Raw genomic sequence first — 22,084 nt, 5'->3', positions numbered from 1 at the left:
GGAAAATTATGAAGCACATTGTTATCCCTGCACGTTATGCTAGTTCACGCCTGCCAGGCAAACCTTTACTGGAAATTCATGGTCGTGCCATGATTTTACGTGTGGTTGATCAGGCAAAAAAAGTGGCAGGTTTTGATGACTTGTGTGTGGCGACCGATGATGCTCGTATTGCAGAATTATGCCGTGCCGAAGGTGTAGATGTAGTGCTGACTTCGGCAGACCATCCATCAGGTACAGATCGTTTAAGTGAAGTGGCGCGCATTAAAGGTTGGGATAAAAACGATATTATCGTCAATGTGCAGGGCGATGAGCCACTTTTGCCTGCGCAATTGGTGCAACAAGTGGCGCAGTTGTTAGAAGCTCAACCTGAATGCTCGATGTCTACGCTATGTGAGCCGATTCAGCAACTAGATGAATTTACTCGCGACAGCATTGTTAAAGTGGTCATGTCTAAACACAATCAGGCTTTGTATTTTAGCCGTGCCACGATTCCTTATGACCGCGATGGTGCAAAAGCAGCGACACCACAATTGCATGCACATGCTTATCGTCATTTAGGCTTGTATGCGTACCGTGTGGAATTGCTACAAGAATATGTGACTTGGGAAATGGGAACATTGGAAAAGCTGGAAAGCCTAGAGCAATTGCGTGTATTGGAAAATGGACATCGTATTGCCATTGCAGTTGCAGAAGCCAATTTACCACCGGGTGTAGATACCCAAGCAGACTTAGACCGTTTGAATGCAATGGATATTGCGCATTTTGAGTAAGTGAAATACCTACCATGCAACGTGATGTAATTGGACAAGTATATCCATGGCAGCAACAAGTTTGGGAAAACCTGACAGGGCGATTTCCCAAAATGGGGCATGGTTTGTTATTTTTTGGCAAACAGGGTTGTGGTAAAGAAGCCTTCGCACAGCAATTTGTGGCTTGGATTTTGTGCCAGCAGCGTGATGTGCAATCACAGCCTTGTGGTGAATGTAGTAGTTGTCAGTGGTTAAAATCAGATACACATCCAAATTATGTCTATATCAGCACCGATGAAGAGAATAAAAAGCAAAACGCGAAAATTAAGATCGAGAAGATCCGTGATTTATTACCTTTTGTCCAGCAAACGGTAGATGGCTGGCGGGTGATTGTGATTGAACCTGCTGAAGCCTTAAATATTGCATCTTCCAATGCGTTGTTGAAAACCCTCGAAGAACCGGGTGATCGCATCGTGATTATTTTGCTGGCAGATCATTATCTTAAATTGCCTGCAACCATTCGCAGTCGTTTACAGCACTTTGCTTTAGACCGGATTGATGCTGCACAGGCTACGGCATATTTGCAGCAACATTTACCTGATGTAGATGCGGAAAAGCAGCAATTATTGATGAATTTATCTAATCAAATGCCGTTGCAGGCTTTACAGTTGGCTCAGGTGGAATGGCTAGAACAGCGTACAGATTTTCTCAAAGACTGGTATAAACTGGTGACGCAAAAAAATATGCCGCTGGCAATCGCAACCAAGTGGAACAAGGCGCTGAGCTTTACTGATTTTAGTCAGATGTTTGAATACTTGTTGTGTGATTTAATTTGTGTCAAGCTAAATCAAAGCATTAAAAATTTGGATTTAAGCACCGCTTTGCAGCATTTGGCTGAACAATATGACTTGGAAAGTCTGTTTGGTTTATATGCAGAATTACAGCAAGCCAAGCCAATGCTTGAGCAAAACGTGCAAAGTAATCTGGTGCTTGATCAGCTATGTATTAAGTTAATGAATATTTAAGGGGAACATGATGCAACCACGTATGGGCGGTATTATTCAGGCCAATATTCCTGATGTCGAAACGCTATATTTAAGTTATATGCCATACGTTGTGGGTGGTGGCTTATTTGTACCCTCAAAACAACCTGTAAAAATGGGTGAAGAAATCTTCGTACTTGCAACTTTGCCTGAACAATCACAAAAAATTCCACTTACAGGAAAAGTCATCTGGATTTCGCAAAAGCAAAATGGCATTAAATTGCAGGGCTTTGGCATTCAACTGAGCGGTGAAAAAGGCGTTTATTACAAATCTGAAGCCGAAAGAATCCTTGCGGGGCTTAAGTCTGACAACCGTAACAGTTACACTATGTAGGTTGTTTGCTTTTAGGAAAAAATCGTGTTTGTAGATACACATTGTCATTTAACGATGCTGGATTTAAGCCCTTATGATGGTGACTTAGACGCAGCAATTGCTCAGGCACGCCTAGCGGGGGTGTCTAAAATTATGGGTATCTCTGTCGATTTAGACGATCATATTGCATTGTCAAAAATTGCAGCACGTCATGCCGATGTCGGTTATAGCGTGGGTGTGCATCCTTGTGAAAACGCTGAAAATATGGCACGCGCCACCACCGAGCAACTGATTGCTTTGGCACAAGCAGACAAAGTCTGGGCTTTGGGCGAAACAGGTCTAGATTATTTTCACAGTACCGATTTTGTCGCAGAGCAAAAAGCCTGTTTTGCACGGCATATTCATGCGTCACAAGCTGTAAAAAAACCTGTGGTGGTACATACCCGTGCTGCTAAGCAAGATACGGTAGATATTATCCGTGCAGAAAAATCGACACATGGTGTATTACATTGCTTTACTGAAGACTGGGCAACCGCCAAAGCGGTGTTAGATTGCGGTTATTATGTGTCGTTTTCAGGCATTGTTTCCTTTAAAAATGCACAAGATTTACGTGATGTGGCTAAGCAAGTACCTTTAGACCGTGTCTTAATTGAAACTGATAGTCCATATTTGGCACCTGTGCCATATCGCGGTAAGACAAATGAGCCAAAATACGTTCCGTATGTAGCCAAAGCCCTAAGTGATGTATATGATAAGTCCTTAGAGGAAATGGCTTTCATAACAACACAAAACTTTGAAAACCTGCTCAAAGGACATTAATTTGCATAGTGGAATGATGCAAAAATTTAATGTTCTGGTGATATTAAAAATTTCCATTGATTGAATAGTGAAAAGAGAGTTTATCGGGTGAAGATGGATCGTCAGGCTCAGTTTCGAGCAAGAGAAACGTTAATTTTCCAAGTGGCAGAGCAGTTGCTTTTGGAAAATGGTGAAGCAGGAATGACCCTTGATGCTTTGGCAGCAGAACTGGATTTGGCCAAAGGTACTCTATATAAACACTTTCAAAGTAAAGATGAACTATATATGTTGCTTATTATTCGTAATGAGCGCATGTTGCTAGAAATGATTAAAGATGCGGAAAAACAGTTTCCTGAACATCTAGCATTTTTTATGCTGCATCACTTACATCATCCTGAACGTACTGTGCTTTTTCATCAAATTGAAGAACGCCTTTCTACAACGGGTGTTGGCATTGGCTTGTTGTTTAGTGAACTATATCAGGTTCGTAAAAGCCGATTACGCATCATTATCCGTATGACTGAACAATATTTGGAATCTATTAATAGTCACATGGAAGTGCGTGATTATCTGGCTTCAATTTGGGCACTTACGCATGGTGCGGCAGCCATTTTAAACTCAAGTTTCTATCAGCGTTATTTAGGTTCCCGGGATACTTTACGTGTGGCCTATATCGATCAAGCGTTGGCGATGCCCAAACAAGCACAATCTTTCGAGCAATTGAATTAATACGCTATGAACACACCACTATCTTCGGTTCGCGGTTTTACGCTCATTGAATTGATGGTGGTGATAGTCATTATGGCGATTATGGCATCGCTGGTTTTAATGAATATCGGTGGTGTTGATCAGCGTAAAGCCATGCAGGCGCGGGAAGTGTTTTTATTGGATTTGCGTAAACTGAATCGTGAAGCCAATGATCAAGCGCGTATTTTTGCACTCAATTTGCATCAAGCAACCGATGTTTCACCTGCGCGATATGATGTACTGGAATATCAGCCTTATGCTTCAGAACAACAATTAACCCTGCAAAATAATCAAAAATGGCAAAACTATGGCGAATTTAAAAGCAGAACGTTGCCTGAACAAGTTTCTATCCAAATTTTATCTTTAGAACAAAGCTATCCGAATGCTAACAATAGTGAGTTGCTGCAAGGTAATGCACCCGCACTGATTTGGCTGGGCAATGGTGAAGCCAAACCTGTGCGTATTCAGTTCTATTTAGAACAGCGTCCTGTAGGTGCGGAAATAGAGGTCGATCATTTAGGAAAAATCCATGAAAGCTAAAGGATTTACACTACTTGAAGTTATGGTGGCTTTGGCAATTTTTGCAACAGTAGCTATGGCAATGACCAAAGTGGCGATGCAATATACCCAATCCACCGCCAATGCAATTTTAAGAACCAAAGCACAATTTGTGGCTTTGAATGAAGTGGCATTGATGGAAATGAATCGGCAATGGTTAAGTGGAACAGAGTCAAAGCAAGTGACACAACAGGGCGAAACATGGCAAATTGACAAGTCCACACAGCCAACCATTAGTCCGAATGTGCAACGTGTCGATCTTCAAATCAGTTTATATAATCAAGACACAGGACAAGTTGAAGCAGGAGTGACTTCTTTGGTGTTTTTTAATGCCCGTGAGCAGCAATCATGAGTACAAAGAAAGGCTTCACTTTAGTTGAGTTGCTAGTCGCTATTGCAATTTTTGCAGTGCTGTCTGCTTTGGGTTGGAAAGTATTTGATTATCTCGCCAAAGTCAAAGATCGCAATGCGATGCATGAAGCCAATCTAGAACAGTTGCAAGAAAGCTATCAACAAATATTACGTGACACGATGCAGGCTGTTCCATTAACGGCCAATGTCAAAGGGCAGCAACAACCTGCTTTGGTTTTACAAAATGGACGTTTTAATTTCAGTAAAACAGGGGTGACCGATCCTTTGCAGCAGAGTATTTCACCCCATGAGCGTGTTGAATATCAATATCGTGCCGATGAAAAAAAATTGTATCGTTTAAAATATCGTAATTTGCATCAAACGGGCAATGATCAGCCTGAGTCGAGCGTGATGTTGGATGAAGTCGAAGCCTTTGAGATTATGGTTTTGAATCCAAATGAATTGAGCAGTTGGCCTGAAAGCAGTGTCGATTCGCAGCAAACTGAACAATTAAGGCTACTCCCGAAAGGAATAAAAATAAATTTAACCGTGCGTGACGTGCAATACGAATGGATATTTAGCTTATTGCAGACTGATTTTTTAAAGAAGAAAGACAATTAAAGGCACAGTGGCAATGTATTCAAAATCGACTCAGCGCTTAGGTAGCATCATCAAATCACAACAAGGCATCGCCTTGATTACGATTTTGATGTTGGTTGCCTTAGCTACGATTTTGGCAGCGACCATTGCCAAGCGGCAAATGTACACCAGTGAAAATACCGCCTATTTGATGCGTCAAAATCAGGCATTGTTATATGCCAAAAGTGCTGAAGTATTTTTTGCAGAATTACTGCAAGATGATGCTGAAAATGCAGGCCAAGTTGATCACTTACAAGAGAACTGGGCAAAACCGATGCCGCCATTTCCAGTCGAAGATGGTTATGTATCGGGCGTGCTGCAAGATGAGTCAGGGAAATTTAATTTAAATAGTTTGCTGACAACCGAAGATCAAGTAAACGAAAAAGCAAAAAAATATTTTGAAAAATTATTGCAGCGTGTTGGGCTACCTGCGCAATTAAGTGAAGCTGTGATTGATTGGCAAGATGCAGATGATGAACCGAGTGGTGCTATGGGTGCAGAGTCGAGTTATTACCAAGGTTTGCCAATTCCTTATTTACCGCCCAATAGCTTGTTTCATAGTGCGGAAGAATTAAAACAAGTCCGTGGTTTTGAAGGTGCGAAGTATCAGCAAATTGCACCTTATGTGAGTGCCTTGCCAAAACGAGATACCACTATCAATATTAATACCGCACCTGCTTTAGTTTTGGCGAGCTTTGATGAAAAATTGGATGTGGTTGCTGTGCAAAATCTACTTGATCGTCGTAATGCCAATTTAGAGCACTTTAGCAATGTAAATGCTTTGTGGGAGTTAGATGGCTTTCAAGCTGTCGATAGCGCGATACGCAATGAATTTACAAGTTTATTGGGTGTGCAATCCCATTATTTTAAAGCCAAAATTGAAGTGGTATTGGGCGAGCGCAAACGTCAATTTAGCAGTGATTTGGTGCGTAGCGAAAAATCTGTCAATGTCAGTGGGCGAAGTCTGGCGCCATTTTAAGTATTAGCATTAACCTTGACTTAGTTGCTGTTATTCGGATGCAAATGCATTGCATATCTGTACTGAAACTGATCATTACGATTTTTGTCTGGCAATCTGCGGGCTAAAATTGGCTTATTGTTCACGTTTTGCATTATAATTAAAAAGAATATCCCCCAAATATTTTGATGACGTTAAGACCCATGTTAATTCGAAAGTTATTTAAGTTTGAAAATGCGCATATTGTGCGTAATTGCACTTCAGACCGCTGTAAGCGCTCGATTCATGGTCATAGCTATAAAGTAGAATTATTACTGAAAGCTTCAAAACTTGATCATGGACAAATGGTGTATGACTTTGGTTTGCTTAAAGGTGTAATCAAAGAATTATTTGATGCCTTCGATCATGCCATTTGTTTTTGGGAGCAGGATGACCCTGCATATATTCAAGCCTGCAAAACGTTCAGCGCACGTTGGGTATCTTTACCAGTATCGCCATCAGCAGAGCAGTTTTCACGTATTTTCTTTTATTTGGCACAACAAGTTTTGGCATCAACCATCACACAAAATGGGGAAGGTGATGTAGAAGTCTATTCTGTGATTGTACATGAAACTGATACAGGCTATGCACAAAGCTTTTTGGAAGATATTGAAAATGCGCAGATGGGATTGCTAAGTCTGGATCAAATTCATTTCTCTGAGCAAGTACAGACAGAATGGTCAGACCCACAAATGTATGAAAAATTAAAACAGGGGATGACATTCCAAAACCCGAATGTCGAGTTACAAGTTAAACTTTAAATCACATCATTAGACATCAACAAGGATTGATAGCGGTATGTCTTTTACTGAGCAGCAATATGCGAGCTTAAATAAAGTTCAGTTAGATGAGAGTTGGAAATACAATCTAGCTGAATTTTTATTGAGTCCACAAATGGATGCGCTACGCGATTTTTTGTTGCAGGAAAAACAACAGAATAAGGTGATTTATCCACCAAGTTCACTGATATTTAATGCTCTAAATACCACGCCTTTAAATCAGGTGAAAGTCGTGATTATTGGGCAAGACCCTTATCATGGACCTAATCAGGCACATGGACTTAGTTTTTCTGTACAAAGAGGGGTTGCATTGCCACCATCTTTGCGTAATATTTTCCATGAGTTACATACAGATTTAGGTGTGCCTATTCCAAGACACGGTGATTTAACCCATTGGGCAGAGCAAGGGGTATTGCTGCTCAACAGCGTGTTAACAGTAGAAGCAGGACAACCAACCTCGCACCAAAAGCAGGGTTGGGAAGATTTTACAGATCATGTGATTGATGTGTTAAATCAACAACGTGAGCATATTGTGTTTATTTTGTGGGGCGCGTATGCACAACGTAAAGGACAACGTATAGATCCAAATAAACATCTGATTTTGAAGGCAGCGCATCCATCCCCATTGGCAGCAAACCGCGGTGGTTTTTTTGGATGTAAAGTATTTTCAAAATCAAATAATTATCTTAAACAAAATGGCATTGAGCCTATAGACTGGCAGCTGGACGCATGACACATTCTCCCATTTCTAAAGAATATCATCCGGATTTAATTGTCGAAGAAGCAAATAACGGTTGGCGCATTGTACGTTTGAATCGCCCAAAATCTTTGCATGCTTTAGATGAATCTATTGTTTCTGCATTATTGGCAGTATTTGAAGACTTTCATACCGATGATAGCGTAAAAGCAATTTGGCTAGATTCGACCACACCAAAAGCATTTTGTGCAGGCGGTGATGTGCGTAAATTACGTCAGCTTGTCATTAATGATGAGGTTGCAACTGCCAATAAATTCTTTGAGCAAGAATATGCGTTGGACTTGTTGCTACATAACTATGCCAAGCCTGTTTTAGTGTGGGGTGAAGGTTATGTCATGGGTGGTGGCTTAGGTCTATTTATGGCTGCACCATTCCGTTTGGTGACACCGTATTCACGTTTAGCTATGCCAGAAATTAACATTGGTTTATACCCAGATGTAGGGGCAACTCGTTTCTTGGCTGACCGTGGTGCGATTGGCTTGTTCACAGGTTTAACGGGTTCAATTATGACTGCTGCAGGTGCGTATGGTATTGGTTGGGCAACCCATATTTGTGATGCACAACGCGCTTCTGTATTAGAAAAAGTCATTAATATTGACTGGAATCATTACCCTGCAGGTGACTTCCGTGCCATTGATGATACCTTGAACAGCATGCACCGTCCTGTAGGGCCTGGGCCGCTACAGAATTCTTTGGATGTGATTCAAAGCGTGTGCCGTGGTGTGAGTTTTGAAAGTGATTATGAATCCATCATTGGTCTAAGCGATGCACGTAGCGATTGGTTACGTCAAGCCAGTGAAAACTTGCAAAAAGGTTCACCAACCACAGCAGCTTTAACGTGGTTACTATGGCAATGGGGTAAGAAGGTTCACGCTTGGAATGAAGTGTTTGAACTGGAAACGCAAATTTCAGACTGGAAAATTCGCCACGCAGATTTTGTCGAAGGTGTGCGCGCACGTTTGGTCGATAAAGACCTTGCACCAGCTTGGCAGCAAAATGGGCCAGTGCAGCTCAAAACCATTTTTGCAGACAATCCACCTGTGACGAGCATTGAAAGCTGGAATGAGTTATTGAAACAATACGAGATTATTTAATTCGTATTGATTTTTACTCATATTTAAATGTCAGAACAGAACTATAGTGATGAAGACTGGATGCAGCTTGCCTATGCGCAGGCTGCTTTGGCTACAGCACAGGGGGAAATTCCTGTGGGGGCTGTCATCGTTAGTCAAAATCAAGTGATTGGCGCGGGTTATAACGCGCCTATTTCCTTACACGACGCAACCGCACATGCCGAAATTGTGGCAATCCGTGCAGCATGTGATCATATTCAAAATTATCGTTTGCCTGAAGATGCCACGCTTTATGTCACACTGGAGCCTTGTACCATGTGTGTGGGTGCGCTCATTCATGCGCGAATCAAACGTGTGGTATTTGGAGCAACTGAACCCAAAGCCGGCTCATTGATCAGTGCTAGAAAGCTTTTAGAGTCAGGCTATTACAATCATATTTTTGAGTATCAATCAGGTTGTTTAGAGCAGCAATGTTCAGCCCAGTTGAGTGATTTTTTTAAGATGCGCCGTGCGCAAAAGAAACAACAAAAGCAGCAATAGTTGATAAATGACCTCCATGATCAAAACCAGTTCTGAGTTTTAGGCTTGATTTGCGTTAAACTAAATCAAACACAACATAGCATTCATCATCAGGGCAAACCATGCACGCTATTCAAATTAAAAAAGAATTTAATGCGCCAGTTGCGCAAGTATTTGAATTACTTTCTAAACATGCAACTTATAATATTGCGTTTGCACCAATGCAAGTGGTGCGCATTAAAGACTCTGCTGACCCTGAACGTCCAGATGGTGTAGGTTCGGTGCGTCGTATGGGGATTGGGCCAATTAAACCTTTGCAAGAGCAAATTACCGTGCTTGAACCGAATCAGCGGATTGAATATAAAATCATTAAAAATCCATTGATCAAACATCATTTGGGTACCATTGAATTTCAGCAAGTGGCAGATCACAAAACCTTGGTCACGTATAGCATTGAGCTACAAGCGCGAGTTCCGTTTGTGAGCAAAGCTATTCTTGCGCAGTTGAAAACTGCAATTAAAATTGGTTTATCCAAACTCGCAAAATCTCTCTAATCATTTCGGAAACAGCATGACGGTTCAAATTATTACCATTGATGGCCCTAGCGGTTCAGGTAAAGGCACACTCGCGGCAAAATTGGCAGCATATTATCAGTTTCATTTACTCGACTCTGGTGCGTTGTATCGTTTGTTGGGTTTGGCGTTACATAAGCAGAATTTGCTAGATAAACTTGATACTGAACTGAGTCAATGCGTTGCCATTGCAACACAGCTCAATATTCAATTTGTGACCCAGCCAGATGGCACACAAGTGTTGCTTGATGGTGAAGATGTCACGCAAACCATACGTACCGAACGTGTGGGGGAATATGCCTCAAAAGTTGCGGCAGTACCTGAATTGCGCACAGCATTACTTGCACGTCAGCATGCCTTTGCCCAAGCACCAGGCTTGGTTGCAGATGGACGCGATATGGCGACCAGTATTTTCCCAAATGCGCAGGCTAAAATTTATTTAACTGCTTCGGCAGAGTCACGTGCACAAAGACGAGTAAAACAGTTGCAGGGTATGGGGCTGGATGCTAAAATAAGCGACATTTTAGCGAATATACAGGCTCGCGACAAACGAGACATGGAGCGCACAGTTGCTCCGCTCAAGCCCGCAGAAGATGCTTACATCATTGATAGTTCTGAGTTGAACATTGATGAAGTGTTTGCATTAATGACGGCTTATGTCGATCAGAAGCTTGCTATTTGCCGCGCTTAACCGCGTGAAATAAACCTATTCAGCGAACGCATAGCTTGATCAGTTCTATACGGACTATGTAGACGCTTAACTAAACCGGCCTTGTCTGATCCAAGACCGCTGACTTTATCAGGTATATCATGACCGAATCTTTTGCAGCCCTCTTTGAAGAAAGCGAATTAAACCTCAACGTTGAAAAGGGTGCTGTCATCCAAGGCGTTGTAGTAAGCATCGACTCTGACTGGGTAACAGTTGATACTGGCCTTAAATCAGAAGGCGTTGTTGACCGCGCTGAATTCTTAAACGAACAACGCGAACTTGAAGTTCAAGTTGGTGACACCGTTGATGTTGTTGTTGAAGCACTTGACAACGGTATGGGCCAAACTGTTTTATCACGTGAAAAAGCGAAACGTGCTGAAACTTGGACTAAACTTGAAAAAATCTTTGAAGACGGCGAAATCGTTACTGGTGTTATCTCTGGTAAAGTTAAAGGCGGTTTCACTGTAGACATCGGTCCAGTTCGTGCGTTCTTACCAGGTTCTTTGGTAGACACTCGTCCTATCCGTGACACAACTCACCTTGAAGGTAAAGAGTTAGAGTTCAAAGTTATCAAACTTGATGCTAAACGTAACAACGTTGTTGTATCTCGTCGTGCAGTTATGGAAGCTGAATCTTCAGCTGACCGTGAAGCGCTTCTTGCTCAGCTTGAAGAAGGTCAAACTGTTACTGGTACGATTAAGAACCTTACTGACTACGGTGCATTCGTTGACCTTGGCGGTATTGACGGTCTTCTTCACATCACTGACATGGCTTGGAAACGTATCAAGCATCCATCAGAAGTGGTTGAAGTGGGTCAAGAAGTTACTGTTAAAGTACTTAAATTTGACAAAGAGCGTAACCGCGTATCTTTAGGTCTTAAGCAATTAGGCGAAGATCCATGGTTAGCGATCATGAGCCGTTATCCTAAAGGTTCTATCGTTAAAGCTCGCGTAACAAACTTAACTGACTACGGCTGTTTCGCAGAAATCGCTGAAGGCGTTGAAGGTTTAGTACACGTTTCAGAAATGGACCACACTAACAAAAACATCCACCCATCTAAAGTTGTTCAGATTGGTGACGAAGTTGACGTTATGGTTCTTGAAGTGGACGAAGAGCGTCGTCGTATTTCTCTTGGTATCAAACAAACTCGTGCTAACCCATGGGAAGAGTTTGCTAAGAACCACGACAAAGGTGAAAAAGTTTCAGGTACAATCAAGTCAATCACTGACTTCGGTATCTTCATCGGTTTACCAGGCGGTATCGATGGCCTAGTTCACTTGTCTGACATTTCTTGGAACGAGCAAGGCGAAGAAGCTATTCGTCGTTACAAGAAAGGTGACACTGTTGAAGCGGTTATCCTTTCTGTAGACGCTGAAGGCAACCGTATCAGCCTTGGTATCAAGCAATTGAACAGCGATCCATTCAACGATTTCTTAGCTGCTAACGAACGTGGTGCTTTGGTTAAAGGTACTGTAACTGCTGTTGATGCTCGTGGCGCAACTGTTAAGTTAGCTGACGAAGTTGAAGCAACACTTAAAGCATCTGAAATCAACCGTGATCGCGTTGAAGATGCAACTAAGTTCTTGGAAGTTGGTCAAGAAGTTGAAGCGAAAATCATCAACGTAGACCGTAAATCTCGCTCTATCAACTTGTCTATCAAAGCGAAAGACGAAGCTGAAGAGAAAGAAGCTGTTGCTAACTTGAAAACTGCAACTAGCGGTCAAGACAATGGTCCTAAGACAATTGGTGACTTGATCAAAGCTCAAATGGGCAACTAAGTTGCGGGTAAACTGTATGGTTAATGTAAATTAGCACATACTTTTTACACAAATACTGTAAACGGTAGCGTAGTATTCAATTATTACGCTACCGTTTTGTATTTAAACAGGTTATTATCAGTTTAGGTAAAAGTAGCTTGATAATTAAAGAGGTCGCAGATGACTACTGAAGCACTTAATAAGTCTGACTTGATAGAACGAATTGCTTTGAAAAATCCACATTTGGCTGAGCCATTGGTGGAAGAAGCTGTGAAGATCATGATTGATCAAATGATTGCATCACTATCGGCAGATAACCGAATTGAAATTCGTGGATTCGGTAGTTTTGCATTGCATCACCGTGAACCACGTGTAGGTCGTAACCCAAAAACAGGTAAGTCTGTAGAAGTTGCGGCTAAAGCTGTACCGCACTTTAAACCAGGTAAAGCACTACGTGATGCAGTAAACGAGTCTGTAAATAAATAAAATTCCTAGGGGTGTTTATGCGTTACGTTCTAGTCGCTATTTTAGTTATTCTATTTGGATATTCTCTGGCATTGGTTTTGCAAAACGGCACTGAACTTTCAGTTGACCTGTTATTTACTCAAGTGCCTGCAATGCGTTTGGGTCTATTGCTACTGATTACATTGGCACTTGGTTTGGTGCTAGGGTTATTGTTGGGCGTGCAGGTTTTCCGTGTATTCCAAAATAGTTGGGAAATTAAGCGACTACGTAAAGATATTGAATACCTACGCAAAGAGCAAATTCATGCAGCTCAACTGGCTGCTGCTGAAGCTGCTGCGCATACTCGTCATGAAAAAACGGTATTAGATGTGCATACTGAAGATCGTTCTTCTAATGCACTTTAATTTGCTCTGTTGACTGAATTGATCATCAACACCTCAAGGTTATCTTGGGGTGTTTTTTTATGTGTGCCTTTGACGAATGGCTGATTATCGCTGCGATGGTGGATAAGCTGTCTTTTTGACTATCTGCTTGGCACGAATCACTTTATAATAGCGACTCTTTGTCAAATCCATAGGTAATTCTCTTGAGTATCATTGTTGCCCTCGATGCTAAAAGCCAATATGACGCCTTAACCATTGCAGAACAATTAGACCCTGCATTATGTCGAGTAAAAGTTGGTAAAGAGTTATTTACCCATGAAGGTCCAGCAGTCGTGAAAGCCTTGCATGACAAAGGTTTTGAGGTTTTTCTAGATTTGAAATTTCATGATATTCCAAATACAACAGCTCAGGCTGTATGTGCTGCAGCAGATTTAGGCGTATGGATGGTCAACGTACATGCTTCAGGTGGTCGCAAAATGATGGAAACCTGTGTGGAGCGTTTAAAAGCAGGGAATTATCAGACGCAACTGATTGCAGTGACTGTACTGACTTCTATGGGGCGTGAAGATTTAAAAGATTTAGGTTTAGATATTGAGCCTTTTGAGCAAGTTCAGCGTTTAGCTAAACTCACTAAAGAAAGTGGTTTAGATGGTGTGGTGTGTTCTGCGCAAGAAGCCAAAATGCTGCGTGAAACCTTAGGGCAAGATTTTGCTTTAGTAACTCCAGGGATTCGTCCTGAAGGCTCAAATGCCGATGATCAAAAACGTATTGTGACTCCCAAACAAGCTATGCTGGATGGTTCTACGCATTTGGTGATTGGTCGTCCAATTACAAAATCTGAAAATCCACGTCAGACTTTGAAAGATATTTTAGCGACGCTTTAATTTTACTATCGCTGACTCTCTAAAAGGGAGATAAGCCCTCTCTCTAACTCTCGCCTAAATAGAGCGCAAACCCTCTCTCCAACTCTCTCCCAGAGGGAGAGAGGACAATTGTTGATTCTTTTTAAATAGCAGCCAATACACTTACAGCAATGGGTGCAAGGATTGACAATACAAATCCACTGACCATGGCATGTGGAATAAAATCGTTGCCACAGGCTTGTTTTACCATGGGCAAAGTGACGTCCATGGCAGTTGCGCCTGCGGCAGAAATTGCAGCACGTGGATAACGCCATCCCAAAATATACATCAGCAATATCGCAAAAATCTCTCTGAATAAATCATTCATTAACGCAATACTACCCAATTCGGCATTGCGAAGTTCCGACACCACAATCCCGCTCATGGAATAAAATCCATAACCTTGTGAGAGCATAAGCAAATCTTGTAGAGCGATGGGGAGCCAAAGTGCGCAAAGTAGTACCCCTGCAACTGAACCGAAAATACAGCCTACGGGCACCATTAAAATTTTCCAATTCAGCCAAGAACGATCTAAAGGCGAATAAGCGAGATCGAGTCCAATCATCCACATAAACAGCAACAGTAAATACCAAGTGTTGATCTGAACTTGGAAATCCATAGCACTAAAAAGTAGATGCAGCACGTAGCCTGCCAAAAGTGCAAAAAAGGCATAACTGATGTTGATGCAGGATTGAATCAACAACTGTAATGAAACTTTGCCTTGCGTTGCTTGCAGCCCCAAACCTTTGTAAAGCAAATAACAACACAGAAAAGCACCAATTGATGTAGCAAATGCAATCTGTAAAGCTGTAGATAGAATATGCGATGGTTGCTGTAGTGAACCGAGCGTTTGTGAAAATTCCATCGCAATTGCAATTAGCAGGATATAGCTAAAATATGGAAGCAGTTGAAACGCAATTTTTTCGATTATTCGAGGGAGGCGTTTTGCCAGTACAAAGCCTAGACATAAACAGCAGAGTAATTGGAAAATCAGCCAAAGAGATTGCATGAGATCAACAGGTGGGAGATAGATAAAAACCTGTTGATTATGCCAGTTTGCTTTTAAAAGCGGAAATTTATGCCGCTTTACTGATTAATCTGAAATCACTCGGATGCAGCGACTTGGTTTTTAGCCAATATTTCCAAGTATAGGTTGGCCAAAGTGCAAAGTTTTTTCCACCATCTTGTTGATACCAACTTACACAGCCAGATTGCCAAACCGTGTTATTTAGCATGTCTTGCACATCGTGGTTAAATTGATCTTGTACTTGATCTTTTACTACAATTGCATTGCTCTGTGATTGTGCCACCAAATCCATCATTTGCAGAATGTAATCGACTTGCGATTCGATCATAAAAATAACCGAGTTATGCGCCAAAACTGTATTTGGCCCAAGCAACTGAAACAGGTTCGGAAAACCTTTGTGGCTAATGCCGTAATAGCTTTCTGCGCCATCTTTCCATGCCTGTTTTAATTCAACGCCATGTTCACCAATGCAGCTAAATGGCTGTAGATAGATACGCGGATCGGTAATAAAGCCTGTGCCATAAATCAGACAATCAATTTTTCGCATTTTACCATCTTTGGTGATGATGCTGTCTGCAGTCAATTCCTGTATTGCATCAGTCACTAATTCGACGTTGTCACGGTTAAAAGTTGGGAAGTATTTATTGGACACTAAAATACGTTTACATCCCATAATGTAGTCAGGCGTGAGTTTTTGTGCCAATTGTTTGTCTTTGACCTGAAAACGAATAAAGGCTTCTGCCAGTTTTTGGGTATATTTCATCACGCTAGGTTGCATGATTGGAATTGCACGTGATTCATTCGACCAATACAAACGCGCACGATGCAATTTTCTAAACCAGTCTGCTTGTTTAAACAGTTTTTTCTCAATATTCAGATATTTGCGTTCATCTCGTGGAATGACCCATGCAGCTGTACGTTGCATGACATATAACTGTTTAACTTGAGGTGCAATTTCAGGAATGTATTGAATCGCGCTGCCGCCTGTGCCAATAGATGCCACAACTTTGCTATTTAAGTTGTATTGATGATCCCATTGAGACGAGTGAAAAACCTTGCCCTGAAACTTTTCAATGCCTTTAATGTGCGGGATTTGTGGCACATGCAGTGGGCCAGAAGCAAAGACTAAATATTGGCAACTCAATTGTCTGCCATCTTTTAACGCAACATGCCATACACAGTCTTTTTCATGGTATTCGGTATGCACCACTTCGCTGTTAAATTGGCAATATTCACGCAGATTAAATTGTTGCACCACATCTTGAATATATTGAAAAATTTCTGGTGCTTCGGCATAGCGTTTTGACCAGTCAGTTTTGGGTGCAAATGACAATGAATACAGATGCGACTGCACATCACAAGCCGCACCAGGGTATTGATTTTCACGCCAAGTACCACCCACTTCATCAGACTTTTCTAAAATCACAAAGTTATGAATATTGCGTTGTAGTAAACGAATCGCCATGGCTAATCCGCCAAAGCCTGCACCAATAATTGCGACTTGATAATACGCTGCTGCATCCTGCATGAAGATATCCTTATATTTATTTTGTTTGATTTGAGTTTGTTTGAGTCAGGATAGAATAAGCCAGCATGCGGTAACATGATCGTGCTGACATAAAAATTGATATTTTCGGCAATTTCTATCTGTGGACGAATCGGGTAAAAAGGATATTCCGTTTCGCACTGTTCATTTTATGAAAAGATCCATACTTGGCTTAATGTATTTAATACAAGGCATGCGTAAAGCAGGCGTTGATGTCGATGCAAAATTGCAAAGTATCGGCTTGCGTGCAGATGCGCTAGATACCAGTTCAATCATTCATCCGAGTTTGGAATGGGATATTCTAAAAGTGATTGGTGAAGATGTAGAACCTGAAATGGGGCTGTTTATTGGACAGCATTATGCTTTGGCAGGTTATGGTCCTTTATTGATGTTATTGGTGACCAGTCCAGATATTGCCACTGCATTAGAAAAAGGGATTCAATATCAGGGATTGACGCATTTAAGCGGGAAACTAAGTTTACAACATAGCACGCGACATATTGCATTGTGTTATCAACCCAATGATTTACATAGTAGTTTAGGTGTATTACGTGCGCAGTGTGAAATTTCAGGCACATTCAAATTTATTCAAGACCTATATAAAATGATGGGGATGAGTGCGCCACGTATTCGCATAGAATTGCCATTTGTACAGCCGCAGCAAAGTGAAGTTTTGCAAACTTTTTATGATTATTACGGTCAAGATATTGTTTTTAATCAATCACAAGCAGCATTTTGGTTTGATGATGCAGTTCTCACAGCACGTATTCCCTCTGCCGATGCAGTCACTTTTAGCAGTTATGAAGCCAAGTGTGTGATTGAGTTAGAGCGACTTAAACTTGAAGATGATGCGCCTTCGGTAGTGCAGCGCGTAAAAGATTATTTGGAGTTACAACAGGGCAGTATGCCGAGCATGGCAGAAACAGCACATGCTTTGCAAATTCCTGAACGGACATTGCGCCATCAACTGCAACAACTGAACACCAGTTATAAACAAATTCGTGAAGATCTCATCAAAGATAAAGCATTGCGATTAATTGAATATCAGGAATATTCAATTGAAATGATTGCAGAGTTACTTGGTTATTCAGAACCCGCAGCATTTAATCATGCCTTTAAGCGGTGGTTTGGACAAAGTCCACGCCAATATACAAAATAGCCTAAGTATTTTGCAAACTATGCCAAAGTGCTATATCTCGTGATTCGATCTTCGTTATAATCTATTTGCCCAAATAAGTACTGATGAATATGTCTGATTTTAATTCGCCACAAACCACAGCCTTTACTCCATTATCGCCTGCGGAGCGTTATGCACAAGCGTTAGCCTCTGGACAATTTATGCCAGATGATGCGCAGGCGCAGGCTGTACACGAACTTGAGCGTGTGTGGCAGGAATTAATTCAACGCTATAAAGCATCAAAAAAAGCGTTCCGCCGTTTCCGCCGCCAAACAGCACCACAGGGTGTTTATATGTGGGGTGGTGTAGGTCGTGGTAAAACATGGCTCATGGATCAGTTTTACGACTCGATTCCATTTAGACGTAAAACACGTATGCACTTTCACCACTTTATGCAGCATGTGCATCGTGAACTGAACAAACTTTCAGGGCAGCGTAACCCGCTCGATTCTGTTGCAGACCAAATTTATAAAGATGCAGTGGTGATTTGTTTCGATGAATTTTTCGTATCTAACGTGACTGATGCGATGATTCTGAGTGACTTGTTCCAAAAATTATTCCATCGTGGCATTACTTTGGTGGCAACATCTAACATCGCCCCAGACGGTTTATATAAAAATGGTATCCATCGAGATCGTTTTATTCCAACCATTGAAATGGTCAAAAAACATTGCCAAGTGCTAAATGTCGATGCTGGTGTAGATTATCGCTTACGTGTTTTGAAACAGGCGCAATTATTTAAATCGCCTTTAACGCATGATAATCAAAACTGGATGGCACAGCGTTTCAGTGCTTTGAGTAATACACAACATTATTCTTCTGAGCCAATTATTATCAACCAACGTATTGTTGAAACAATTGCGCATACTGAAGATGTGTTGTGGTGTGAATTTTCAGAACTGTGCTTTAAACCGCGTAGTCCTGCAGACTTTATTGAAATTGCCAACATCTACAACACGGTTTTGGTGAGCAATGTACCGCATTTAACAGACTTCTTGTCTGAAGGAACACGTCGTTTTATTTATTTGGTCGATGAATTTTATGATCGTGGTGTCAAGTTATTACTGACTTCTGAAGATTCGATTATTGAAATTTATCAGGGCGAAAAACTGGCATTTGAAATTGAACGCACACGTTCACGTTTATTGGAAATGCAGTCTGATGATTACTTAAATGAAGAACATCGACAGATACAGGCCACCGAAGCCAAACATCAAATCAGTTGATCTTTTAAGCGCCTAGAACTAGGCGCTTTTTTATGATAGAAAAGATGTGACTGTTGGTTTTATCGACATTTTGTCATAAACATGGCTTAATCTTGAAGGGTTGCAATAAGACTGACGTCGATTTTTACAACAAAATCTGAACTTAAGTCTAATTTCGACATTTCAAAAACTTTATACACTGTAAAAGTGTATTTAGATGAGTAATAGTGTCGTGTTTCTGATCAGGATTTATGATGATTGTTGTCATTCATCTTGTAATAAATGATCGTTATTTTGAAATGTGATAATACTATTCAGCTAAATATAAATCAGTATACTAGAATCTCTTGTATAAAAAGTAGCAATATCAGGAAAGACAATGACTGCACGTATTCAAAAAGGCAAGTTAGCGATTGCTAAAGAACTTTACGATTTCATCGAAAATGAAGCATTACCAGGTTCTGGTTTGGACAGTGATACATACTGGAAAAACTTTGAGCAAGTCGTTGTCGATCTTAGCCCTAAGAACAAAACATTACTCGCAAAGCGTGATGAGCTTCAGGCTAAAATTGATGAATGGCACCGCAATAATACATTTGAATTAGAAGCTTACAAAGCTTTCTTGACTGAAATTGGCTACTTATTACCAGAAGTAGAAGATTTTCAAATTACCACCGAAAATGTTGATGAAGAAATCGCATTATTGGCTGGTCCACAGCTCGTAGTACCTGTACGTAACGCACGTTATTGCTTGAACGCAGCAAACGCACGTTGGGGTTCGTTATATGACGCACTTTACGGTTTTGACGTTATTTCTGAAGAAAATGGCGCAGAAAAAGGTAAAGGCTACAACCCAGTTCGTGGTGAAAAAGTAATTGCATTCGCGAAAAACTTCTTAAATGAAACTTTCCCATTGGCGCAAGGTTCACATGCCGACGCGACTCAATATGCTGTAGAAGCAAACAAACTTGTTGTTCGCCTAAAAGATGGTTCTACAACAACTGTTGCGGATAGCTCTAAATTCGTTGGTTACAATGGCGAAGCTTCTGCACCAACTGAAATCGTACTGAAAAATAACGGCCTGCACGCAGTCATCCAGATTGATGCAAACAGCCCAATTGGACAGACAGATGCAGCTGGCGTGAAAGATGTTGTGCTTGAAGCGGCTGTAACGACGATTCAAGACTTGGAAGACTCTGTTGCAGCAGTTGATGCTGAAGAAAAAGTTGAAGGCTACCGTAACTGGTTAGGCTTGATGAAAGGTACGCTTGAAGAGTCTATCGAGAAAAATGGCAAGACCATTACCCGTAAACTAAATGCTGACCGCACCTTCAAAAATGTTGAAGGCGGTGAGACCAAGGTTCATGGCCGTTCATTGATGCTGCTTCGTAACGTGGGTCACTTGATGACAAACCCGGCGATCCTTGTAGATGGCGAAGAAATTTATGAAGGCATCATGGATGCATTGGTCACTCCATTGCTTTCTGTGGCTGATATCCGTGGTGAGAACACGATCAAGAACTCACGTACCGGTTCTATGTATATCGTTAAGCCAAAAATGCACGGTCCAGAAGAAGTAGCATTTGCGGTTGAGCTGTTTGAACGTGCTGAACAAGCGCTTGGCTTACCTGCTAAAACCCTGAAAATCGGTATCATGGATGAAGAGCGTCGTACCTCTGTTAACCTGAAAAACTGTATTGCTCAGGCGAAAGACCGTACCATCTTTATTAACACCGGTTTCATGGATCGTACAGGTGATGAAATCCATACCTTCATGGAAGCAGGTCCATTTGTTCGTAAAGGCGAAATCAAAGGCCAAAAATGGTTCCCAGCTTACGAAAACCGTAACGTCATGGTAGGTCTACAAACAGGTCTACGTGGTAAAGCACAGATTGGTAAAGGCATGTGGCCAAAACCAGACATGCTGTTAGACATGTACAAAACCAAGACTGAACATCCTGAAGCAGGCGCAAGCTGTGCATGGGTTCCGTCTCCAACAGGTGCAGTGATTCACGCGATTCACTACCATCAAATTAATGTAGCAAACCGTCAGCAAGAATTGCTTGCAACTGAAGCATTGCCTTTAGATGATTTGTTAACTCCACCTCTTGCAACTGATACCAACTGGTCTGAAGAAGAGAAACTAAAAGAACTGGAAAATAACTGCCAAGGTATCTTGGGTTATGTCGTTCGTTGGGTTGATCTGGGTGTAGGTTGTTCTAAAGTTCCAGACATCAATGATGTGGGCCTGATGGAAGACCGTGCAACTTTACGTATTTCTTCTCAGCACGTTGCCAACTGGTTACGTCACGGAATTGTAACGCGTGAACAGGTTGAAGAAGTAATGCAGCGCATGGCGAAAATTGTAGATCAACAAAATGCTGATGATCCACTATACACGCCTATGTCTAACGACTTTGCTAATAACATTGCATTCCAAGCTGCATCTGACTTGATCTTCAAAGGTGGCGAGCAACCTTCTGGTTACACAGAGCCACTTTTACACGCAGCGCGTTTAAAGTTAAAAGGTTATACAGGTGATTAATCCTTTAGGATTTGATTTACTGATTGTGTAATACAAACAAATGAGCCTCTTCGGAGGCTTTTTTGTTGCCTGTATTTTGCTTATGGTTTTTTGAAAATTTTGCAGCTGAATAGTTACAGGATGTACTTGCTGCTAGAAAAACATCAAGCTGCGGAGTAGAGTGAAAGTCATATATAAAAAGTAGCGCAAGGACAAATACATGCCAGCATATCAAGATTTGAATCAACAATTTATTGGCGGCAAGTGGTCGGTTGGGACATCTACTAAAACCATTCCAAACTTGAATCCATATCATCAAACTACAATTTTTGAGATGCAGGGCGCCAGCGTGGTAGATGTTGATAGTTGTCTTGTCCTGAAATAGATTGACAGTATTCCACTTCAAACCGAGTTAAGCAATTAGCTCGGTTTTAGTTTGCTCATACATCTGATTCGGGGTGTTCATATTTAAACTTAAATGTGGTCTATAGCAA

General features: G+C 41.3%; 24 protein-coding genes and 1 pseudogene. 23 read left to right on the top strand and 2 right to left on the bottom strand.

Translation table 11 applies throughout. The features are described 5' to 3' along the window. The first annotated feature begins 8 nt into the window (after positions 1 to 8). The 19 genes from kdsB to pyrF all read left to right on the top strand — a co-directional run bounded on the left by kdsB (position 9) and on the right by pyrF (position 14,093). Complete coding sequence (gene kdsB / locus FTT71_RS00125) at positions 9 to 770, top strand: 3-deoxy-manno-octulosonate cytidylyltransferase (RefSeq protein WP_004976805.1); 762 nt, start codon at positions 9 to 11, stop codon at positions 768 to 770. 14 nt (positions 771 to 784) lie between these two features. After that, entirely contained in the window at positions 785 to 1,774 is a 990-nt protein-coding gene (locus tag FTT71_RS00120; protein ID WP_131261482.1) for a DNA polymerase III subunit delta' C-terminal domain-containing protein, read from the top strand. Positions 1,775 to 1,784: 10 nt separating this feature from the next. After that, entirely contained in the window at positions 1,785 to 2,126 is a 342-nt protein-coding gene (locus tag FTT71_RS00115; RefSeq protein WP_026438361.1) for a PilZ domain-containing protein, read from the top strand. A 24-nt stretch (positions 2,127 to 2,150) separates the two neighbouring features. Next, positions 2,151 to 2,924, top strand: a complete 774-nt coding sequence (locus FTT71_RS00110; protein ID WP_004976800.1) for a TatD family hydrolase — start codon at positions 2,151 to 2,153, stop codon at positions 2,922 to 2,924. A gap of 93 nt (positions 2,925 to 3,017) precedes the next feature. After that, positions 3,018 to 3,632, top strand: coding sequence for a TetR/AcrR family transcriptional regulator (locus FTT71_RS00105; protein ID WP_004976797.1), 615 nt, complete (start codon positions 3,018 to 3,020; stop codon positions 3,630 to 3,632). A 6-nt stretch (positions 3,633 to 3,638) separates the two neighbouring features. Continuing rightward, complete coding sequence (locus tag FTT71_RS00100; RefSeq protein ID WP_131261481.1) at positions 3,639 to 4,190, top strand: prepilin-type N-terminal cleavage/methylation domain-containing protein; 552 nt, start codon at positions 3,639 to 3,641, stop codon at positions 4,188 to 4,190. Next, positions 4,180 to 4,560: a type II secretion system minor pseudopilin GspI gene (gene gspI, locus FTT71_RS00095; RefSeq protein WP_179990279.1), complete on the top strand. Its 381-nt coding sequence runs from the start codon at positions 4,180 to 4,182 to the stop codon at positions 4,558 to 4,560. Before FTT71_RS00100 ends, gspI begins: the two co-directional genes overlap by 11 nt. Continuing rightward, entirely contained in the window at positions 4,557 to 5,180 is a 624-nt protein-coding gene (gene gspJ / locus FTT71_RS00090; protein ID WP_131261480.1) for a type II secretion system minor pseudopilin GspJ, read from the top strand. Before gspI ends, gspJ begins: the two co-directional genes overlap by 4 nt. Before the next feature lie 13 nt (positions 5,181 to 5,193). After that, positions 5,194 to 6,177, top strand: coding sequence for a type II secretion system minor pseudopilin GspK (gspK, locus tag FTT71_RS00085; RefSeq protein ID WP_171501107.1), 984 nt, complete (start codon positions 5,194 to 5,196; stop codon positions 6,175 to 6,177). 182 nt (positions 6,178 to 6,359) lie between these two features. Continuing rightward, a complete protein-coding gene (locus tag FTT71_RS00080; RefSeq protein ID WP_104851897.1) occupies positions 6,360 to 6,956 on the top strand; it encodes a 6-carboxytetrahydropterin synthase in 597 nt (198 codons plus the stop codon). Between the two features lie 37 nt (positions 6,957 to 6,993). Next, positions 6,994 to 7,707, top strand: coding sequence for a uracil-DNA glycosylase (gene ung, locus FTT71_RS00075; RefSeq protein WP_004976786.1), 714 nt, complete (start codon positions 6,994 to 6,996; stop codon positions 7,705 to 7,707). Then, entirely contained in the window at positions 7,704 to 8,825 is a 1,122-nt protein-coding gene (locus tag FTT71_RS00070; RefSeq protein WP_004976784.1) for an enoyl-CoA hydratase/isomerase family protein, read from the top strand. The genes ung and FTT71_RS00070 overlap by 4 nt, the downstream gene beginning before the upstream one ends. 27 nt (positions 8,826 to 8,852) lie before the next feature. Then, a complete protein-coding gene (tadA, locus tag FTT71_RS00065; RefSeq protein ID WP_180160623.1) occupies positions 8,853 to 9,344 on the top strand; it encodes a tRNA adenosine(34) deaminase TadA in 492 nt (163 codons plus the stop codon). A 101-nt stretch (positions 9,345 to 9,445) separates the two neighbouring features. Beyond that, entirely contained in the window at positions 9,446 to 9,877 is a 432-nt protein-coding gene (locus tag FTT71_RS00060) for an SRPBCC family protein (RefSeq protein WP_019836521.1), read from the top strand. 16 nt (positions 9,878 to 9,893) lie between these two features. Beyond that, complete coding sequence (gene cmk, locus FTT71_RS00055; RefSeq protein ID WP_180160622.1) at positions 9,894 to 10,586, top strand: (d)CMP kinase; 693 nt, start codon at positions 9,894 to 9,896, stop codon at positions 10,584 to 10,586. Between the two features lie 119 nt (positions 10,587 to 10,705). Further along, positions 10,706 to 12,382 (top strand): 30S ribosomal protein S1, encoded by a 1,677-nt coding sequence (rpsA, locus tag FTT71_RS00050; RefSeq protein WP_004976774.1) that lies wholly within the window; start codon positions 10,706 to 10,708, stop codon positions 12,380 to 12,382. A gap of 159 nt (positions 12,383 to 12,541) precedes the next feature. Then, the gene (locus FTT71_RS00045; RefSeq protein ID WP_004976773.1) at positions 12,542 to 12,847 is read left to right on the top strand and encodes an integration host factor subunit beta; all 306 of its coding nucleotides are present in this window, start codon (positions 12,542 to 12,544) and stop codon (positions 12,845 to 12,847) included. A gap of 17 nt (positions 12,848 to 12,864) precedes the next feature. After that, positions 12,865 to 13,230: a lipopolysaccharide assembly protein LapA domain-containing protein gene (locus FTT71_RS00040; protein ID WP_004976771.1), complete on the top strand. Its 366-nt coding sequence runs from the start codon at positions 12,865 to 12,867 to the stop codon at positions 13,228 to 13,230. 182 nt (positions 13,231 to 13,412) lie between these two features. Beyond that, a complete protein-coding gene (gene pyrF / locus FTT71_RS00035; protein WP_178318417.1) occupies positions 13,413 to 14,093 on the top strand; it encodes an orotidine-5'-phosphate decarboxylase in 681 nt (226 codons plus the stop codon). A gap of 121 nt (positions 14,094 to 14,214) precedes the next feature. Here the strand turns inward: pyrF and FTT71_RS00030 are convergent, their stop codons facing one another. Next, on the bottom strand, positions 14,215 to 15,120 hold the full coding sequence (locus tag FTT71_RS00030; protein WP_004976767.1) for a lysine exporter LysO family protein: 906 nt from the start codon (positions 15,118 to 15,120) through the stop codon (positions 14,215 to 14,217). A gap of 67 nt (positions 15,121 to 15,187) precedes the next feature. Further along, positions 15,188 to 16,666 carry an NAD(P)/FAD-dependent oxidoreductase gene (locus FTT71_RS00025; protein ID WP_154320792.1) on the bottom strand — a complete coding sequence of 493 codons (1,479 nt, stop codon included), beginning with the start codon at positions 16,664 to 16,666 and terminating at the stop codon, positions 15,188 to 15,190. A 169-nt stretch (positions 16,667 to 16,835) separates the two neighbouring features. Here FTT71_RS00025 and FTT71_RS00020 point away from each other — a divergent pair, with 169 nt between their 5' ends. The 4 genes and pseudogenes from FTT71_RS00020 to FTT71_RS00005 form a co-directional block, all read left to right on the top strand. Then, positions 16,836 to 17,843 (top strand): AraC family transcriptional regulator, encoded by a 1,008-nt coding sequence (locus FTT71_RS00020; RefSeq protein WP_171501106.1) that lies wholly within the window; start codon positions 16,836 to 16,838, stop codon positions 17,841 to 17,843. Between the two features lie 89 nt (positions 17,844 to 17,932). Next, complete coding sequence (zapE, locus tag FTT71_RS00015; protein ID WP_004976758.1) at positions 17,933 to 19,087, top strand: cell division protein ZapE; 1,155 nt, start codon at positions 17,933 to 17,935, stop codon at positions 19,085 to 19,087. A gap of 358 nt (positions 19,088 to 19,445) precedes the next feature. Then, positions 19,446 to 21,611 carry a malate synthase G gene (locus tag FTT71_RS00010; protein ID WP_004976757.1) on the top strand — a complete coding sequence of 722 codons (2,166 nt, stop codon included), beginning with the start codon at positions 19,446 to 19,448 and terminating at the stop codon, positions 21,609 to 21,611. A 199-nt stretch (positions 21,612 to 21,810) separates the two neighbouring features. Continuing rightward, positions 21,811 to 21,957: pseudogene (locus FTT71_RS00005) on the top strand (aldehyde dehydrogenase); the annotation flags it as partial. Positions 21,958 to 22,084 lie beyond the last annotated feature (127 nt).

The organism is Acinetobacter sp. YH01004 (assembly GCF_013420455.1).
In the GTDB taxonomy this organism is placed as follows: Bacteria; Pseudomonadota; Gammaproteobacteria; order Pseudomonadales; family Moraxellaceae; genus Acinetobacter; species Acinetobacter towneri.
Note: the sequence above shows the minus strand (reverse complement) of the source record. Positions and strands in the feature narration are given on the sequence as shown.

Excerpts from the sequence above, each read along its gene's own strand:
- FTT71_RS00030 (WP_004976767.1), bottom strand. The coding sequence starts at position 15,120 with ATGCAATCTCTTTGGCTGATTTTCCAATTACTCTGCTGTTTATGTCTA.
- rpsA (WP_004976774.1), top strand. The coding sequence starts at position 10,706 with ATGACCGAATCTTTTGCAGCCCTCTTTGAAGAAAGCGAATTAAACCTC.
- FTT71_RS00105 (WP_004976797.1), top strand. The coding sequence starts at position 3,018 with ATGGATCGTCAGGCTCAGTTTCGAGCAAGAGAAACGTTAATTTTCCAA.
- gspK (WP_171501107.1), top strand. The coding sequence starts at position 5,194 with ATGTATTCAAAATCGACTCAGCGCTTAGGTAGCATCATCAAATCACAA.
- gspI (WP_179990279.1), top strand. The coding sequence starts at position 4,180 with ATGAAAGCTAAAGGATTTACACTACTTGAAGTTATGGTGGCTTTGGCA.
- FTT71_RS00040 (WP_004976771.1), top strand. The coding sequence starts at position 12,865 with ATGCGTTACGTTCTAGTCGCTATTTTAGTTATTCTATTTGGATATTCT.
- FTT71_RS00080 (WP_104851897.1), top strand. The coding sequence starts at position 6,360 with ATGTTAATTCGAAAGTTATTTAAGTTTGAAAATGCGCATATTGTGCGT.
- cmk (WP_180160622.1), top strand. The coding sequence starts at position 9,894 with ATGACGGTTCAAATTATTACCATTGATGGCCCTAGCGGTTCAGGTAAA.
- FTT71_RS00025 (WP_154320792.1), bottom strand. The coding sequence starts at position 16,666 with ATGCAGGATGCAGCAGCGTATTATCAAGTCGCAATTATTGGTGCAGGC.
- zapE (WP_004976758.1), top strand. The coding sequence starts at position 17,933 with ATGTCTGATTTTAATTCGCCACAAACCACAGCCTTTACTCCATTATCG.
- FTT71_RS00115 (WP_026438361.1), top strand. The coding sequence starts at position 1,785 with ATGCAACCACGTATGGGCGGTATTATTCAGGCCAATATTCCTGATGTC.
- FTT71_RS00060 (WP_019836521.1), top strand. The coding sequence starts at position 9,446 with ATGCACGCTATTCAAATTAAAAAAGAATTTAATGCGCCAGTTGCGCAA.
- FTT71_RS00120 (WP_131261482.1), top strand. The coding sequence starts at position 785 with ATGCAACGTGATGTAATTGGACAAGTATATCCATGGCAGCAACAAGTT.
- kdsB (WP_004976805.1), top strand. The coding sequence starts at position 9 with ATGAAGCACATTGTTATCCCTGCACGTTATGCTAGTTCACGCCTGCCA.
- FTT71_RS00045 (WP_004976773.1), top strand. The coding sequence starts at position 12,542 with ATGACTACTGAAGCACTTAATAAGTCTGACTTGATAGAACGAATTGCT.
- tadA (WP_180160623.1), top strand. The coding sequence starts at position 8,853 with ATGTCAGAACAGAACTATAGTGATGAAGACTGGATGCAGCTTGCCTAT.
- gspJ (WP_131261480.1), top strand. The coding sequence starts at position 4,557 with ATGAGTACAAAGAAAGGCTTCACTTTAGTTGAGTTGCTAGTCGCTATT.
- FTT71_RS00010 (WP_004976757.1), top strand. The coding sequence starts at position 19,446 with ATGACTGCACGTATTCAAAAAGGCAAGTTAGCGATTGCTAAAGAACTT.
- ung (WP_004976786.1), top strand. The coding sequence starts at position 6,994 with ATGTCTTTTACTGAGCAGCAATATGCGAGCTTAAATAAAGTTCAGTTA.
- FTT71_RS00100 (WP_131261481.1), top strand. The coding sequence starts at position 3,639 with ATGAACACACCACTATCTTCGGTTCGCGGTTTTACGCTCATTGAATTG.
- FTT71_RS00020 (WP_171501106.1), top strand. The coding sequence starts at position 16,836 with ATGAAAAGATCCATACTTGGCTTAATGTATTTAATACAAGGCATGCGT.
- FTT71_RS00070 (WP_004976784.1), top strand. The coding sequence starts at position 7,704 with ATGACACATTCTCCCATTTCTAAAGAATATCATCCGGATTTAATTGTC.